Source organism: Microbacterium jejuense (assembly GCF_019511665.1).
In the GTDB taxonomy this organism is placed as follows: Bacteria; Actinomycetota; Actinomycetes; order Actinomycetales; family Microbacteriaceae; genus Microbacterium; species Microbacterium jejuense_A.
On the sequence record NZ_JAEUAW010000010.1, the window covers coordinates 71,218 to 87,285 of the forward strand.

Here is a 16,068-nt window from a genome sequence, read left to right on the forward strand (position 1 = left end):
GGGGCCTCTTCCGTCGGTGGGTGGGACGGACGCGGCGCCCGGTGGGCGCGTAGGCTGGACGGACGCGTCCGCACCTCCCCGACCGAAGGCGACGACGATGCCTCCCCGCACCTCCGCGACGACGCCTGCGCGCCGCGTCCGTCCCGCGAAGGCGGCACCGCGACGGCGGCGGTCCCGTCCTGCGCGTGCACGCACGCGCAGGCGACGGGTGCGGCTCGCGTGGGCGATCGCGGTGCCCGTCGCGCTCATCGCCGCGTTCCTCGTGGGCACCACGCACCTCGCGCGATCGCTCGACCAGACCTTCCCCGACTACGGATCGCACGTCTCGGTCCCGGCCGTGGCCGGGTACCGGGCCGAACAGCTCCAGAACGCGTGCACGATCCTCGCCGCCGGACGGGATCTCGGGTTCGACGAGCGCGATCAGACCATCGCGGTGATGACGGCGATGGGCGAGTCGTCGCTGCGCAACATCGACTATGGCGATTGGGAGACCAGCGGCCAGACGAATCCCGACGGCACCCGCACCACGTCGATCGGCCTGTTCCAGCAGCAGGATTCGTGGGGTCCGCGAGAGGCACGCCTGGATCCGTACACCGCCGCAGCCGTGTTCTTCCGTGCCATGGCGGAACGGGTTCCCGATCGTGCGGGACTCGAGCCCACGCTCGTCGCACACCGGACGCAGGTGAACGACGATCCGCTGCACTACGAGCGCTTCTGGGACCGTGCCGTCCGTGTGGTGGCCGCGGTCAGCGGCGCACCGCTTCCGGGTGACAGCGCCGACGGCATCCCGCAGTGCCCGGTCTCGTGACGCGGCCTGTGACGTGAAGGATGCCGGGGGCCGCGGCATCCCCTATCCGTAGAAGAGCTTCTCGAAGACGCGGCGTGCGCGACGCGTCGCGCCGAGGTAGTCCTCCTCGACGCGCGTGGCCGATCGTGGCGGGTACTCCAGGAGGCGCCCGATGCCGTCGAGCCGGTTGCGGTCGACGGGGAGCACGTCGCTCGTCTGGCCCGACAGCAGCGTGTTCGCGGAGCGCAGCCGGCTCGCCAGTCGCCACGCCGCGGCCAGCCGGTCGGCGGCGTTGGACGGAACGAGCCCGGCATCGACGGCTGCCTGCAGGGCGTCGAGCGTCGAGGTCGTCCGCATCGCCGGAACCTCATGGGCGTGCTGCAGCTGCAGCAGCTGCACGAGCCACTCGACGTCGCTCAGCGAGCCCGGACCGAGCTTGAGATGCCGTGAGGGGTCGACGCCCTGCGGCAGGCGCTCGCTCTCGACGCGGGCCTTGATGCGCTTGATCTCGCGCACCGCGGTCGGGTCGATCTTCTCGGGGTAGCGCACCTGATCGGCCAGCTCCATGAAGTCGCGGATCAGCTTGACGCTGCCCGCGACGCCGCGCGCCCGCAGCAGCGCCTGCGCCTCCCACGACAGCGCCCAGCGCCGGTAGTACTCCGCGTAGGCGTCGAGGGACCGCGCGAGCGGGCCGTTGCGTCCCTCGGGCCGCAGATCCGCGTCGAGCTCGAGGGGCACCCGGTGGTCCTCGGAATGCGTGCGCAGTCCCGCCACGAGCTTGAGGGCGAGCTCGTGCGCGCGCTGCGGGTCGACGCCGTTGGCACGGTACACGTACATGACGTCGGCATCCGATCCGAAGCCGAGCTCGGCGCCGCCGAACCTGCCCATCGCGATGACCGAGAAATCGAGCGACTCGTCCTCCGGCGGCACGACGTCCCGTCTCACCGCCCGCAGGGTCGCCTGGATGGTCACCTCGGTGATGGTGGTGAGCGCCTCGGCGACCTCCTCGATCGTGACCGCGCCGAGGATCGCCGCCAGCGCGAGACGCAGCTGCTCACGGCGCCGGAGCGCGCGGACCGCCCGCATCGCGTCGACGAGGCCGGCGTGGCGCGTCTGGATCGCGCGCGCCTCCTCCTGCAGCGCGAGTCCCGACCGCGGGCGCAGCAGCTCAGGGTCGTCGAGCCAGGCGGCGGACTCGGGGATCCACTCCATGAGCTCGCCCACATAGCGAGACCCCGACAGCACGCGCGACAGACTCTCGGCGGCGCCGGACGAGTCGCGCAGCATCCTCAGGAACCAATGCGTGTCGCCCAGGCGCTCGCTGAGTCGCCGGAACGCGAGCAGTCCGTAGTCCGGGTCGACACCGTCGGCGAACCACCGGATCATGACCGGCATGAGGTGGCGCTGGATCGTGGCCTTGCGGCTCAGGCCGCTCGTCAGCGCCGCGATGTGACGCAGCGCTCCTGCCGGGTCGGCGAAGCCGATCGCCGCGAGCCGGTCGTGCGCCTGCTCGGTCGACAGCACGCGCTCATCGGCGGGAAGCGCCGCGACCGCCGACAGGAGCGGGCGGTAGAACAGCCGCACGTGGATGTCGCGCACCTCGCGCTTGACGGATTCCCACAGGTCCCACACGCCCTGCCCGGTGTCGGCGAGGCCGCTGGCCCTGGCGAGCACGCGCAGGTCGTCCTGCCGCCCCGGCATGAGGTGCGTGCGGCGCAGGTGGCGCAGCTGCACCCGGTGCTCGAGCAGGCGGAGCACCCGGTAGTCGCGTGAGAAGGCGGAGGCCTCGGTCCGGCCGATGTAGCCCTCCGCGACGAGCGCGTCGAGGGCGTGAAGCGTGCCGCGCTGGCGGATGCGATCGTCGGACAGGCCGTGGACCAGCTGCAGAAGCTGCACGGTGAACTCGATGTCGCGGATGCCGCCCGGCCCGAGCTTCAGCTGGTACGGGATGTCGGACGCCGGGATGTGCTCGGTCACGCGCTCGCGCATGCGCTGCACGCTGTCGACGAAGTTCTCGCGCGCCGCGCTCGTCCACACCTTCGGCTGCACGGCGGCGATGTACTGCGCGGCCAGTGCCGGGTCGCCGGCGATCGGGCGCGCCTTGAGCAGCGCCTGGAACTCCCAGCTCTTCGCCCACCGCTCGTAGTACGCCACGTGGGAGTCCACCGTGCGGACGAGGGCGCCCTGCTTGCCCTCGGGGCGCAGGTTGGCGTCGACCTCCCACAGCGGCGGCTCGATCTCGACCCCGGAGATGCCGCGCATGGTCTGCACCGCCAGCCGCGTGGCGATGTCGACGATGCGGCTCTCGCCGTAGTCCGCCATCGCCTGTTCCGACCCGCCGGCGACGAAGATGACGTCGACGTCGCTGACGTAGTTGAGTTCGCGCGCACCCGTCTTGCCCATGCCGATGACGGCCAGACCGGTCTGGGCGACCTGCTCGCGCGGGAACAGTCCCGCGCCGGCCGCGCCGCCGGACACCCGCGTGCGGGCGACCGCGAGGGATGCCTCCAGCGCCGCACCCGCGGCATCCGCGAGTCGCGCGGACACGGCCGCGATCTCGTCCACCGGCGACGGGCTCAGCAGGTCGTAGGCGGCGATCCGCGCCAGCAGGCGCCGGTACCGCACGCGCAAGGACACCCACGCGCTCTCGCCGCCCTCGGCAGCGAACCCGTCCACCGCGCCGACGGCGTCCAGCATCGACGTGCGCAGCTCGTCCTCGGTCGGAAGCCGCACACCCGCGTGGACCAGCTCATCGAGCTCGGCCGGATGGCGCGAGAAGAAGTCGCCGAACCCGGTGGAGGCCCCGAGGAGCGCCCACATCGCCCGCCAGGCGCCAGCATGCCGGTGTGCGCGCTGCACGGCCTGGTCGTCGCGACGTGCGAGCTTGGTGACGGCGTGCAGCGCCTCGTCGGGATCGGCTGCGGTCGCCGCGCTGTCCAGGACCTCCTGTCGAGGGATGCCGGTCAGCTCGGTGAGCTCGTCGAGCAGCTGTTCGGCATCGCCGAGCCGGCTGAAGCCGACGCGCGCGAGCGGCGTGAGGGAGCCGGACCGGTCGCTCGCACTCATCCGTCAGACGGCCTCAGAGCAGTTCGAGGTTGCTCTTGAGCTCGAAGGCGGTGACCTGCGAGCGGTACTCCTGCCACTCGCGGCGCTTGTTCAGCAGCACGTGGTTGAAGACCTGCTCGCCGAGCGTCTCGGCCACGAGCTCGGACTCCTCCATGTACTCGAGTGCGTGGTCGAGGCTCGCCGGGAGCGGCGCGTAGCCGAGCGCGCGGCGCTCGGCGTCCGTCAGCGACCACACGTTGTCTTCGGCCTCGGCCGGCAGCTCGTACTCCTCCTCGATGCCCTTGAGGCCCGCAGCGAGCATCAGCGCGTAGGCGAGGTACGGGTTGGCGGCGGAGTCCAGCGCACGGTATTCGACGCGCGAGGACTGGCCCTTGCTCGGCTTGTAGAGCGGCACGCGCACGAGCGCGGACCGGTTGTTGTGGCCCCAGCAGATGAAGCTCGGCGCCTCGTCGCCGCCCCACAGGCGCTTGTACGAGTTGACGAACTGGTTCGTCACGGCCGAGATCTCGTTGGCGTGGCGCAGCAGGCCGGCGATGAACTGCCGGCCGACTTTCGACAGCTGGTACTGCGCGCCCTCTTCGTAGAAGGCGTTCACGTCGCCCTCGAACAGTGACATGTGCGTGTGCATGCCGCTGCCCGGCTTGCCGGTCATCGGCTTCGGCATGAACGTCGCGTAGACGCCCTGCTCGATCGCGACCTCTTTGATGACGGTGCGGAACGTCATGATGTTGTCGGCCGTGGTCAGGGCGTCCGCGTAGCGCAGATCGATCTCGTTCTGGCCGGGTCCGCCCTCGTGGTGGCTGTACTCCACCGAGATGCCGAGGTCTTCGAGCATGCGCACGGACCGACGACGGAAATCGTGGGCGGTTCCGCCGGGCACGTTGTCGAAGTAGCCGGCCGAGTCGACGGGCTCGGGGCCGTCGGTGCCGTACGACGACGACTTGAGCAGGTAGAACTCGATCTCGGGGTGCGTGTAGAACGTGAAGCCGGCGTCGGCGGCCTTCGCCAGGGTGCGCTTGAGCACGTGGCGGGGATCGGCGACCGCGGGCTGGCCGTCGGGCGTCGTGAGGTCGCAGAACATGCGCGCGGTCGGATCGATCTCGCCGCGCCACGGCAGGATCTGGAACGTCGTGGGGTCGGGGTGCGCGAGCAGATCCGACTCGTACGAGCGCGTCAGGCCCTCGATGGCCGAGCCGTCGAAGCCCAGTCCCTCTCCGAAGGCGCCCTCGACCTCGGCCGGCGCGATCGCCACCGACTTGAGCGTGCCGATCACGTCCGTGAACCACAGTCGCACGAACTTGACGCCTCGTTCTTCGATGGTCCTCAGAACGAAGTCACGCTGCTTGTCCATCGCGTCCTCTCCGGTGCCCTGATCCGGCCCGCTCGCCCTGTGAGCGGGGTCGAAGCCAGACTACTGGTCGGCGTCGGACTCGTCGGACACGGGGGCGCTCCCCCACGAGTCCTCGCGGGCCTCCTCGTCGGCCCACGCCCGCGAACGCTCGCGGATCACGTCGGGGGCCTTCGCGGCCTCCTCAGGAGTGTCGAACGGGCCGGCGCGGTCGGGCGCGGGCGATTCGAAGCCCTTCTCGACCTCGCCGGTCTTGAGGTTGTACCAGTACTTCTCGCTGCCGTCCGTCATCGTGCGCTCCTCGGATCGCGGGGCTGGCCGTCAGGACGATCCTACTGACGCCGGCTCCGGTTCGGCGGCGCGTCGTGGATAGGCTGAAGGCATGGCATCTGACGCGGCACGCGCCGTCGGCGTGGACATCGGCGGCACCGGCATCAAGGCCGGCATCGTGGACCTCGAGCGGGGCGAGCTCATCAGCGACCGGGTCAAGGTCGCGACGCCGGCCGGGGCACACCCGCCGGATGTGCTGGCAGCCGTCACCGAGGTGCTGTCGACGCTCGGCGTCGCCGATGACGAGTCGGTCCCGCTGGGCGTGGCGTTCCCCGCGATCGTCAAGAACGGGCGCACGCTGTCGGCGGCGAACGTGTCGGACCAGTGGATCGGCTTCGAGGCCGAGAAGTTCTTCGAGGACGGCCTCGGCCGCGACATCCACTTCGCGAACGACGCCGACGTGGCCGGCGTCGCCGAGGTGCGCTACGGCGCCGCGAAGGACCAGCCGGGCCTCACGATCCTCACGACGCTCGGCACCGGCATCGGCTCCGCGCTGCTGTACGACGGCGTGCTGGTCCCGAACTCCGAGCTCGGTCACGTGCAGCGGGCGAAGCACGGCGGCGACGCCGAATCGTATGCCGCCTACTCGGCGATGGAGCGGCACAGCCTGTCGTGGGAGAAGTGGGCGAAGCGCCTGCAGTGGTACTACAGCCACATCGAGTTCCTGTTCAGCCCCGACCTGTTCGTGGTGGGCGGGGGCGTCTCGAAGCACGCCGACCAGTTCCTTCACCTGCTCGATCTGAAGACGCCCATCGTCCCGGCGGTGCACCGCAACAACGCGGGGATCATCGGCGCGGCGGCGCTCGCCCGCGGCTGACACCGCGCGGTCGCCACGCGAGCGAGGGGCGAATGGGCCGGCCTGTACGCCGGGTTCTGTCCGGGGGCGCGAGCCCCGTGGACGGTCATCTCTCTCGGCGACACGTTGCCGTGCCGCTCCAGCGGCCTACCCGGGGACTCGGCGGGCCGCGTCGTCATCCCCTGTCTGGCCTTGCTCCGGGCGAGGTTTGCCGTGCGGGTCGTGTCACCACGACCCCGGTGGTCTCTTACACCGCCCTTTCACCCTTACCCGGCCGAAGCCGGGCGGTCTGCTCTCTGTGGCACTGTCTCGCGGATCGCTCCGGGTGGGTGTTACCCACCGCCCTGCCCTGTGGAGCCCGGACGTTCCTCGGCGCGGGAGTCCCGCGACGCGACCGTCCAGCCGACCCATTCGCGTCTCGGAGTCTATCGCCGCGGGCTGTGACCCCGCTCCGCGTCAGTCCTTGAGGGCGGTCTCGGCGATGCGCACGTCGAGCCGGAAGTCGAGCGGAAAGCCGCCGAACAGCAGGCGGCCCGCGGATGCCGCGGCCTCGCTCACCGCCTGGGCGGCGGCATCCGCGTGCTCTTCGGGCGTGTGGACGATGACCTCGTCGTGCAGGAAGAACGCGAGGTGGGGCCGGCGCGCGAACACCGGACCCGACCGCGGCGCTGCCTTCGCGGGATCGACGGGCGGCATCGCGGCCAAGCGGGTGCGCAGGTCTGCGAGCCACGCGAGCGCCCACTCGGCCGCCGTCCCCTGGACGACGAAGTTGCGGGTGAACCGGCCCCGATCGCGCGCCCACCGCTTGGCGCGCGTCTCGTCGGATCGGGATGCCTCCGCCTCCGTCGCCCGCGACTGCAGGGCCGACCAGTCCGACGAGGGCGCCGGTGACGTCCGGCCCAGCCACGTCGAGACGACGCCGCCGTCCTCGCCGGTGCGCGCCGCCTCGTCGACGAGCCCCATGGCGCGCGGATACGCGCGGCGCAGCCGCGGCACGAGTCGTCCGGACTCCCCCGTCGTCGCGCCGTACATCGCGCCGAGCAGGGCGATCTTCGCCTCCTGGCGCGAGGCGACCGCCCCGCTGTCGACGATGCCCGCGTAGAGGTCGCGGCCGCGCGCGGCGGCGGCGAGCGCGGTGTCGCCCGACATGGCCGCCAGCACGCGCGGCTCGAGCTGGGCGACATCGGCGACGACGAGCCGCCACCCGGGGTCGGCGCGCACGGCCTCACGCAGTTGCCGTGGCAGCTGCAGGGCGCCGCCGCCCGACGACGCCCACCGCCCCGTGACCACGCCGCCGGGGATGTAGACGGGCCGGAAGCGGCCGTCGGCCACCCATTCCCCGAGCCACGACCAGCCGTTCGCCGAGAGAAGTCGCGAGAGCTTCTTGTACTCCAGCAGCGGTTCGATGACGGGATGCCGCTGCTCGGCCAGTTCCCATCGGTTGGTCGATTCGACCAGGACACCGACGCGATGCAGCGAGCGCAGCAGCTTCGGCTGCGAGTCGAGGCTCGCCGACGGATCGCCCAGCGCCTCGCGGACGCGGGCGGCGGCCGCTGCGAGGAGGGCCGGCTGTCCGCCGGCGAGCGGGCGCTCCCCCAAGGTCTCGACCAGGATCCGGTCGTGCACGGCCGCGTCCCAGGGCAGCCCGGCGGCGCGCATCTCGACGGCCACCAGGGCGCCCGCCGACTCCGCCGCCGTCAGCAGCCGGAGCCGGCCGTGGTCGCGCGCGCCCGCGACGACGGCGCGCTGGCGCGAGAACTCGAGCAGCGCATCGTCGGCACCGTCGGGCAGCCCGGTGCGCTTGGCGGGACCTTCGAGCTCGAACAGGGTCGGCGTGTCGTCATCGGGCACGTGGGGTGCGGCATCCCACCCGTTCGCACTTCGGAGGGGCGCCTCGCGGTCGACGAGCGCCGAGTCCCGCAGGATCGCGTGACACAGCCGCAGGTCGTGGCACCGTGCGACGCGCACCCCCGCCGCGAGAAGCGGCGCGTACCACCGGGCGGTGTCGTTCCAGACCCACCGCGGAGCGTCGGCGGCCTCGAGCTCGGCGATCCAGGAGGCGAGGTCGCCCTCGTCGAGTTCGACACGACGCGACTCACCGCCATCGGCGTCGAGCAGCAGTGCGGTCGCACCGTGCGGAGCGCGACCCAGGACGACCCAGGCGGGTGCGTCAGCGGCGTCCACGACGAGGGCGACCGGAGCGGCTCACAGCCCGGACTCCCCGTCGCGGACGAGGATGCAGCCGCACTCCGGGCAGTACACGACCGCGTCCTCTGCAGCCTGGCGCAGCACCTGCAGGTCGGTGCCGGCGAGCACCATGTGACAGCCCTCGCACGTGCGGGCCCGGAGGAACGCGGCACCCGCGCTGCGGGTGGCGAGGCGGTCGTACGCGGCCAGGAGCTCGGCGGGAACGGTACCCGCGATCGCGGCGCGGTCGCGTTGCGCGGCCTCGTAGGCGGCGGTGGCCTCGGCCACGGCGCGCTTGCCGTCAGCGCTGAGCTCTGCGCCCTCGGCGTTCGTCGTGGCGATCAGCGCCTCCTGCTCGGCGACGGCCGCCTCGGCGGACTCGAGTCGTTCCATGACGGCCAGCTCGGCGTCTTCGAGGTCGCTCTTGCGGCGCGCCAGCGACGCGAGCTCGCTCTCGAGGCTCTGCGCCTCCTTGGGGTTGGTGGAGGCGGCCAGGCGCGCGCTGTCGCGCGCGGCCCGGGCCTCGACGACCGCGACGTCGGACTCGATGCGCGAGAGCTCCGTACGGATGTCGTCGCGGGCGCCCAGGCGGACCGACAGCTCCTGCGAGAGCTCTTGGCGCCTGCCCAACAGCTCCTGCACCCGCGCGGCCTGCGGCGGGTTCTTGCGCGCATGGTCGGCCTGTCGGATGCGGGCGTCGAGCTGCGCGACCTCGACGAGGCGGCGCTGGTCTGCGGGGCTGGCGTTCACGGAACAAACCTATCGCGGGGCGTCGACGCCGCGAGCGGTGAGGACTAGCATTCGACGACCGGCCCTTCCGATGACGAAAGGTGCGAACGATGGGTGTCCTCCGTACCAAGTCCGTCGAGCAGTCGATCGCGGACACCGACGAGCCGGAGTACCGGCTCAAGAAGTCGCTGACGGCGCTCGACCTGACGGTGTTCGGCATCGGCGTCGTGATCGGCGCCGGCATCTTCACGCTCACCGGACGCGCCGCGCACGAGGTCGCAGGCCCCGCGATCGTCATCAGCTTCGTGGTCGCCGCGATCGCGTGCACGCTGGCGGCGCTCTGCTACGCCGAGTTCGCGTCGACGGTGCCGGTGTCGGGGTCGGCGTACACCTTCTCGTACTCCTCGCTCGGCGAGCTGTTCGCCTGGATCATCGGCTGGGACCTGATCCTGGAGATGTTCCTCGGCGCGAGCGTCGTCGCCCAGGGATGGAGCGCGTACCTCGGCACACTGCTCGCCCAGCTCGGCATCCCGATCCCCGCCGAGATCGGGTACGGCGGCACGGTCGACCTCATGGCCATCCTGCTGGTGCTCGTCCTCGGCGGACTCATGACGTTCGGGATCAAGGAGTCGCTGCGGGTGAACCTGGTCCTGGTCGCGGTGAAGATCTTCATCGTGCTCTTCGTGATCGTCGCAGGGCTGCTGTTCGTCAACCCCGCGAACTGGTCGCCCTTCGTGCCGGATCCGGCGCCGCGCGAGGCCGCGACCGGGCTCAGCCAGCCGCTCCTGCAGTTCTTCGCGGGTATCGAGCCGACGGCGTTCGGCGTGGGCGGCATCTTCGCCGGCGCGGCACTGGTGTTCTTCGCCTACATCGGGTTCGACGTGGTCGCCACGACCGCCGAGGAGACCCGCAATCCGCAGCGCGACATGCCGATCGGCATCATCGCCTCGCTGCTCATCTGCACGCTGCTGTACTGCGCCGTGGCGCTGGTGGTCACCGGCATGGTCCCGTATCAGGATCTCGATCCCGCGGCCGCGCTCGCGAACGCGTTCGCCTTCCACGGGGCGACCTGGATGGCGACGCTCATCTCGGCGGGAGCCGTCGCCGGCCTCACGACCGTCGTGCTCACGCTGCTGATCGGGGCGACGCGCATCATCTTCGCGATGTCGCGCGACGCGCTGCTGCCGATGGGGCTCGCGAAGGTGCATCCGCGGTTCCGCACACCGTGGGTGATCTCGATCGTCGTCACCGTGATCGTCGCGGTCGTGGCCGGCTTCACGCCGGTCGGCCTGCTGGAGGAGATGGTCAACATCGGCACGCTCTCGGCGTTCGTGCTGGTCTCGGTGGGCGTCATCGTGCTGCGACGCAAGCGCCCCGACCTGCGCCGCAGCTTCCGCGTCCCGCTCAACCCCTGGCTGCCTGGCCTGTCGGCGGCCATCTGCGTGTATCTCATGGTGAATCTCACCGTCGAGACGTGGTTGCGCTTCCTGGTGTGGCTGGTGCTCGGATTCGCGATCTACTTCACCTATTCGCACCGGCACTCGCGCGTCGGGCAGCCCGGCTACGAGGAGTTCGCCCTGCCCCACGTCGTCTCGCACGAACGCGAATCGGACGAGGACGGCCGGTGAGCGGCATCCACTGATCAGAAGAGTGGGCCCTGCCGGGATCGAACCGACGACATCCACGGTGTAAACGTGGCGCTCTACCAGCTGAGCTAAAGGCCCTCGCGGTCAGTCTACGAGGTGCGTCCGCTGGCTCCCGAACTCGCTAGGCTGGCAGATGGTGCGTTGTGGCGGGCAGACAAAGCCCGCCCCGCTCCGGTAGCGATTCCCTGGCACGATCTGCCAGACGACGAAAGGTCTTCTGTGACTGTCAACGATCAGGATCCGTACTCGCAGGACTCCCTCGACAGCGATCCCGACGAGACCTCCGAGTGGCAGGAATCCCTGCAGCAGCTCGTGCAGGCCAAGGGCCACGGTCGTGGCCGCGAGATCATGCTGAGCCTGCTGCAGACCTCGCATGAGCTCCAGCTGAACGTGCCGCAGGTGCCCACCACGGACTACATCAACACGATCGCGCCCGAGAACGAGCCCGAGTTCCCCGGCGACGAGGAGCTGGAGCGCCGGTACCGCCGCTGGATCCGCTGGAACGCCGCCATCACGGTGCACCGTGCGCAGCGCCCGGGCATCGGCGTGGGCGGCCACATCTCGACGTACGCGTCGTCGGCCGCCCTGTACGAGGTCGGCTTCAACCACTTCTTCCGTGGCCTCGACCACCCGTCGGGCGGCGACCAGGTGTTCTTCCAGGGCCACGCCTCCCCCGGCATGTACGCCCGCTCGTTCCTCGAGGGCCGCCTCGGCGAGGACGACCTCGACGGCTTCCGGCAGGAGAAGTCGCACGCGCCGCACGCGGTGCCGTCGTACCCCCACCCGCGCCTCATGCCGGACTACTGGCAGTTCCCCACGGTGTCGATGGGCCTGGGCCCCATCAACGCCATCTACCAGGCTCAGGCCAACAAGTACCTCACCAACCGCGGCATCAAGGACCTGTCGGACTCGCACGTCTGGGCGTTCCTGGGCGACGGCGAGATGGACGAGGTCGAGAGCCGCGGGCAGCTGCAGGTCGCCGCGAACGAGGGACTCGACAACCTCACGTTCGTCGTCAACTGCAACCTGCAGCGCCTCGACGGCCCGGTCCGCGGAAACGGCAAGATCATCCAGGAGCTCGAGGCGTTCTTCCGCGGTGCGGGCTGGAACGTCATCAAGGTCGTGTGGGGCCGCGAGTGGGACGACCTGCTCGCCCGCGACGACTCGGGCGCCCTGCTCAACCTCATGAACGTCACCCCCGACGGCGACTACCAGACCTACAAGGCCGAGAACGGCGCGTACGTCCGGGAACACTTCTTCGGCCGGGACGAGCGGGCCGCCGCGCTGGTCAAGGACTACTCGGACGAGCAGATCTGGAACCTCAAGCGCGGTGGACACGACTACCGCAAGGTGTACGCGGCCTTCAAGGCGGCCGTCGAGCACAAGGGCCAGCCGACCGTCATCCTCGCCAAGACCATCAAGGGCTACGGCCTGGGACCCCACTTCGAGGGCCGCAACGCGACCCACCAGATGAAGAAGATGACGCTCGAGGACCTCAAGCACTTCCGCGACGGCATGCAGATCCCGATCTCGGACGCGCAGCTGGAGGCCAACCCGTACCTTCCGCCGTACTTCCACCCCGGCGAGCAGGACGAGACCATCCAGTACATGCTGGACCGTCGCCGCAGTCTCGGCGGCTACCTGCCCGAGCGCCGCAGCCACCACGTGCCGATCTCGCTTCCCGGCGACGAGGCGTACGCGCTGCCGAAGAAGGGCTCGGGCAACCAGGAGATCGCCACCACGATGGCCTTCGTCCGCCTGCTCAAGGACCTTCTGCGCTCGAAGGACTTCGGCCACCGCATCGTGCCGATCATCCCGGACGAGGCGCGCACGTTCGGCATGGACGCGTACTTCCCGACCGCGAAGATCTACAACCCCAACGGTCAGCACTACACGTCGGTCGACCGCGAGCTGCTGCTGGCCTACAAAGAGAGCCCGCAGGGGCAGATCGTGCACGTCGGCATCAACGAGGCCGGCGCGATGGCGGCCTTCACCGCCGCCGGCACGTCGTACGCGACGCACGGCGAGCCGCTGATCCCGGTGTACATCTTCTACTCGATGTTCGGCTTCCAGCGCACGGGCGACGCGAACTGGGCCGCCGGCGACCAGATGGCGCGCGGCTTCGTGGTGGGCGCGACGGCCGGCCGTACGACGCTGACCGGTGAGGGCCTGCAGCACGCCGACGGCCACTCCCCGCTGCTCGCGTCGACGAACCCGGCGACGGTCGCCTACGACCCGGCGTACGGGTACGAGATCGCGCACATCGTGCGCGCCGGCCTCGACCGCATGTACGGCGGCAACCACCCCGACCCGAACGTCATGTACTACCTCACGGTGTACAACGAGCCCCTCGTGCAGCCGGCCGAGCCGGCCGATGTGGACGTCGACGGCATCGTGCGCGGCATCCACCGCATCTCGGTCGCCGAGGGCGAGGGTCCGCGCGCGCAGATCTTCGCGTCGGGCGTCGGCGTGCCGTGGGCACTCGAGGCGCAGCAGCTGCTGCGCGACGACTGGGGCGTGCAGGCCGATGTGTGGTCGGTCACGTCGTGGTCGGAGCTGCGCCGCGACGGCCTCGCCGCCGACGAGCACAACTTCCTCTTCCCCGGCGAGGAGCCGCGCACGGCGTACCTCACCGAGAAGCTGAAGGATGCCGCCGGCCCCGTGGTCGCCGTGAGCGACTACATGCACGCGGTCCAGGACCAGATCCGCCCGTGGGTGCCGAACCGCTACGCCACGCTGGGCGCCGACGGCTTCGGCTTCTCGGACACGCGCGCCGCCGCTCGCCGCTTCTTCAAGATCGACGGTCCGTCGGTCGTCGTGCGCACGCTCCAGGCGCTGGCCGAGGAGGGCGCGGTCGACCGCGGCCTCGCCGCCCAGGCGATCGAGAAGTACCGTCTGCACGACGTGACCGCCGGGACGAGCGGGAACGCGGGCGGCGAGAGCTGATCCGCGGATGGGCAAGCCTGTCGAGGTGATGGACAAAACCGAGACGCTGGCGTGGCTGCGTCGCATCTCGGGCGACATCGCGACCGTCACGATCAAGCGCCTCGAAGACACGCTGCCCTGGTACGCCGAGATGCCACCGGCCCGACGCTCCGCCGTCGGGCTGGTGGCTCAGGCAGGCATCACGTCGTTCATCCAGTGGTACGACGACCCCGGCTCCACCCCCTGGATCGCCTCGGACATCTTCGCCGCGGCTCCCCGTGAACTGCTGCGCAGCGTCAGCCTGCAGCAGACCCTGCAGCTCATCCGCGTGACCGTCGAGGTCACCGAGGAGCGCGTCGCGGGCAAGGGCGACGACCTCCGCGAGGCGATCCTGCTGTACTCCCGCGAGGTCGCGTTCGCCGCGGCGGACGTCTACGCGCGCGCCGCAGAGGCACGAGGGCTGTGGGATGCGCGGCTGGAGGCGCTCGTCGTCGACTCGATCCTCACGGGCGAGGCCGACGAAGAGCTGCCCAGCCGAATCGCCGCGCTCGGCTGGCACGGCCACGGCGAGGTCGCGGTGCTCGTGGGGACGACCCCCGCGCAGTTCGACGTCGACCAGCTGCGCCGCACCGCGCGCAAGCTGGGCGTCGACGTGCTCATCGGCGTGCAGGGCTCGAGGCTCGTTCTGGTCGTCGGGCGCGCCGAGCCGTCGGCCTCCGACGACGCGGCCACCGACCTGCCGTTCGCCGAGATCGCCAAGCGCCTCGAGCCGGGGTTCGGTGCCGGGTACCTCGTTCTCGGACCGACGGTGCCGGCGCTCGTCGACGCCAGCCAGTCCGCACGTGCGGCGCTGGCCGGCTTCGCCGTCGCGCGGGCGTGGCGTCACGCGCCGCGCCCCGTCGAGGCCGACGACCTGCTCCCCGAGCGTGCGCTCGCGGGCGACCCGCTTGCCAAGCTGACCCTCGTGGAGCGGATCTACCGCCCGCTGCAGTCCCACAGCGCCGACCTCGTATCGACGCTGTGGGCGTACCTCGACAACGGCCGCTCGCTCGAAGCGACTGCGCGCGAGCTGTTCGTCCACCCCAACACGGTGCGCTACCGCCTGAAGCGCGTGTCCGAGGTGATCGGGTGGGACGCCACGGGACCCCGCGAGGCGCTCATCCTGCAGACGGCGCTGATCCTCGGATCCATCGGGACGGATGCCACCCGCCGGCGTCCGACGGCCGCCAGGCGCGGTCCGCTCTGACTCCCCGTGTGGGACGCGCACAAAGGTCCGCGCAATTCTTGTGACGGTGTCGCCAGAACCCGCGTCCTGATCCTTGGCAGGATGGAACGGTGCGTATCGCTGTCTTCCCGGGGCAGGGCTCCCAGTCCCCCGGCTTCCTGACTCCCTGGCTCGAACTCGACGGCACCGCCGATCGGCTGGCGCAGTACTCCGAGTGGTCGGGTGTCGATCTCGTCGCCGCCGGCACCGAGTGGGACGCCGACCGGATCCGCGACACCCAGGTGGCGCAGCCGCTCATCGTCGCCGCCAGCCTGCTGTCGTGGAACGCGCTCCCCGACCGTTCGGGCATCGCCGGTGTCGCCGGCCACTCGGTGGGCGAGTTCGCCGCCGCGGCGGCGGCCGGCATCCTGAGCGAGCAGGACGCCCTCACCCTCGTCGGCATCCGCGGACGCGCCATGGCCGAGGCCGCCGCGGCCGCCGAGACCGGCATGAGCGCCGTGATCGGCGGTGACGAGGCCGCCGTGCTCGCCCGTCTCACCGAGCTCGGACTGGCACCGGCCAACTACAACGGCGGCGGACAGCTCGTCGTCGCGGGCGCCGTCGAGGCGCTGAAGTCCCTGGCCGCGGAGCCGGTCGCCGGCACGCGCGTCATCCCGCTGCAGGTCGCCGGCGCGTTCCACACCCACTACATGACTCCGGCTGTCGAGGCGCTCCGTGCCGCCGCGGCAGAGGTCGCGGCGTCCGACCCGTCCGTCACCATCTGGACCAACCGCGACGGCTCGGCGGTCGCGTCGGGCGCCGCGTTCGTCGAGCTGCTGGTCGACCAGGTCGCTTCGCCGGTGCGCTGGGACCTGTGCATGACGTCTTTCGCCGACGCCGGCGTATCGGGCATCGTGGAACTGTCGCCGGCGGGCACGCTCGTCGGGCTCGCGAAGCGCGCGCTGCGGGGAACCCCCGCCGTGGCCGTGAAGACACCCGACGACTTGGAGGCCGCCGCCGCACTGGCGGCCGTCGACGCCTGACCGGAGA

General features: G+C 71.0%; 11 protein-coding genes, 1 tRNA gene and 1 other RNA gene. 6 read left to right on the top strand and 7 right to left on the bottom strand.

The window, feature by feature from the left end:
* Nucleotides 1–97 precede the first annotated feature (97 nt).
* Nucleotides 98–808 carry a peptidase M23 gene (locus JNB62_RS13435; RefSeq protein ID WP_220301415.1) on the top strand — a complete coding sequence of 237 codons (711 nt, stop codon included), beginning with the start codon at nt 98–100 and terminating at the stop codon, nt 806–808.
* A 42-nt stretch (nt 809–850) separates the two neighbouring features.
* Here JNB62_RS13435 and JNB62_RS13440 read toward each other — a convergent pair whose 3' ends face one another.
* The 3 genes from JNB62_RS13440 to JNB62_RS13450 are packed head-to-tail and all read right to left on the bottom strand — an operon-like array spanning nt 851 to nt 5,492.
* Nucleotides 851–3,853, bottom strand: coding sequence for a bifunctional [glutamine synthetase] adenylyltransferase/[glutamine synthetase]-adenylyl-L-tyrosine phosphorylase (locus JNB62_RS13440; RefSeq protein ID WP_220301416.1), 3,003 nt, complete (start codon nt 3,851–3,853; stop codon nt 851–853).
* Nucleotides 3,854–3,866: 13 nt separating this feature from the next.
* Nucleotides 3,867–5,204, bottom strand: a complete 1,338-nt coding sequence (locus JNB62_RS13445) for a glutamine synthetase family protein (RefSeq protein WP_220301417.1) — start codon at nt 5,202–5,204, stop codon at nt 3,867–3,869.
* Between the two features lie 60 nt (nt 5,205–5,264).
* A complete protein-coding gene (locus JNB62_RS13450; protein ID WP_220301418.1) occupies nt 5,265–5,492 on the bottom strand; it encodes an SPOR domain-containing protein in 228 nt (75 codons plus the stop codon).
* Nucleotides 5,493–5,583: 91 nt separating this feature from the next.
* On the opposite strand from JNB62_RS13450, the gene ppgK reads away from it, so the two are divergent.
* Nucleotides 5,584–6,348, top strand: coding sequence for a polyphosphate--glucose phosphotransferase (gene ppgK / locus JNB62_RS13455; protein WP_220301419.1), 765 nt, complete (start codon nt 5,584–5,586; stop codon nt 6,346–6,348).
* Nucleotides 6,349–6,377: 29 nt separating this feature from the next.
* On the opposite strand, the gene rnpB is transcribed toward ppgK, so the two are convergent.
* The 3 genes from rnpB to JNB62_RS19615 form a co-directional block, all read right to left on the bottom strand.
* An RNA gene (gene rnpB, locus JNB62_RS13460) (RNase P RNA component class A) lies at nt 6,378–6,737 on the bottom strand.
* 46 nt (nt 6,738–6,783) lie between these two features.
* Complete coding sequence (locus tag JNB62_RS13465; RefSeq protein WP_220301420.1) at nt 6,784–8,511, bottom strand: bifunctional 3'-5' exonuclease/DNA polymerase; 1,728 nt, start codon at nt 8,509–8,511, stop codon at nt 6,784–6,786.
* Between the two features lie 21 nt (nt 8,512–8,532).
* Entirely contained in the window at nt 8,533–9,264 is a 732-nt protein-coding gene (locus JNB62_RS19615) for a zinc ribbon domain-containing protein (protein WP_220301421.1), read from the bottom strand.
* 89 nt (nt 9,265–9,353) lie between these two features.
* Between JNB62_RS19615 and JNB62_RS13475 the strand changes: the two genes are divergently transcribed.
* On the top strand, nt 9,354–10,871 hold the full coding sequence (locus JNB62_RS13475) for an amino acid permease (protein WP_220301422.1): 1,518 nt from the start codon (nt 9,354–9,356) through the stop codon (nt 10,869–10,871).
* Between the two features lie 23 nt (nt 10,872–10,894).
* Here JNB62_RS13475 and JNB62_RS13480 read toward each other — a convergent pair.
* Nucleotides 10,895–10,967 (bottom strand) — tRNA-Val (locus JNB62_RS13480).
* Nucleotides 10,968–11,108: 141 nt separating this feature from the next.
* Here JNB62_RS13480 and aceE point away from each other — a divergent pair.
* From aceE to JNB62_RS13495, 3 genes are all read left to right on the top strand, one after another.
* Nucleotides 11,109–13,835: a pyruvate dehydrogenase (acetyl-transferring), homodimeric type gene (gene aceE / locus JNB62_RS13485; protein WP_220301423.1), complete on the top strand. Its 2,727-nt coding sequence runs from the start codon at nt 11,109–11,111 to the stop codon at nt 13,833–13,835.
* Nucleotides 13,836–13,863: 28 nt separating this feature from the next.
* Nucleotides 13,864–15,060: a PucR family transcriptional regulator gene (locus JNB62_RS13490; RefSeq protein WP_220301488.1), complete on the top strand. Its 1,197-nt coding sequence runs from the start codon at nt 13,864–13,866 to the stop codon at nt 15,058–15,060.
* Between the two features lie 89 nt (nt 15,061–15,149).
* Complete coding sequence (locus JNB62_RS13495) at nt 15,150–16,061, top strand: ACP S-malonyltransferase (RefSeq protein ID WP_220301424.1); 912 nt, start codon at nt 15,150–15,152, stop codon at nt 16,059–16,061.
* Nucleotides 16,062–16,068: the final 7 nt, after the last annotated feature.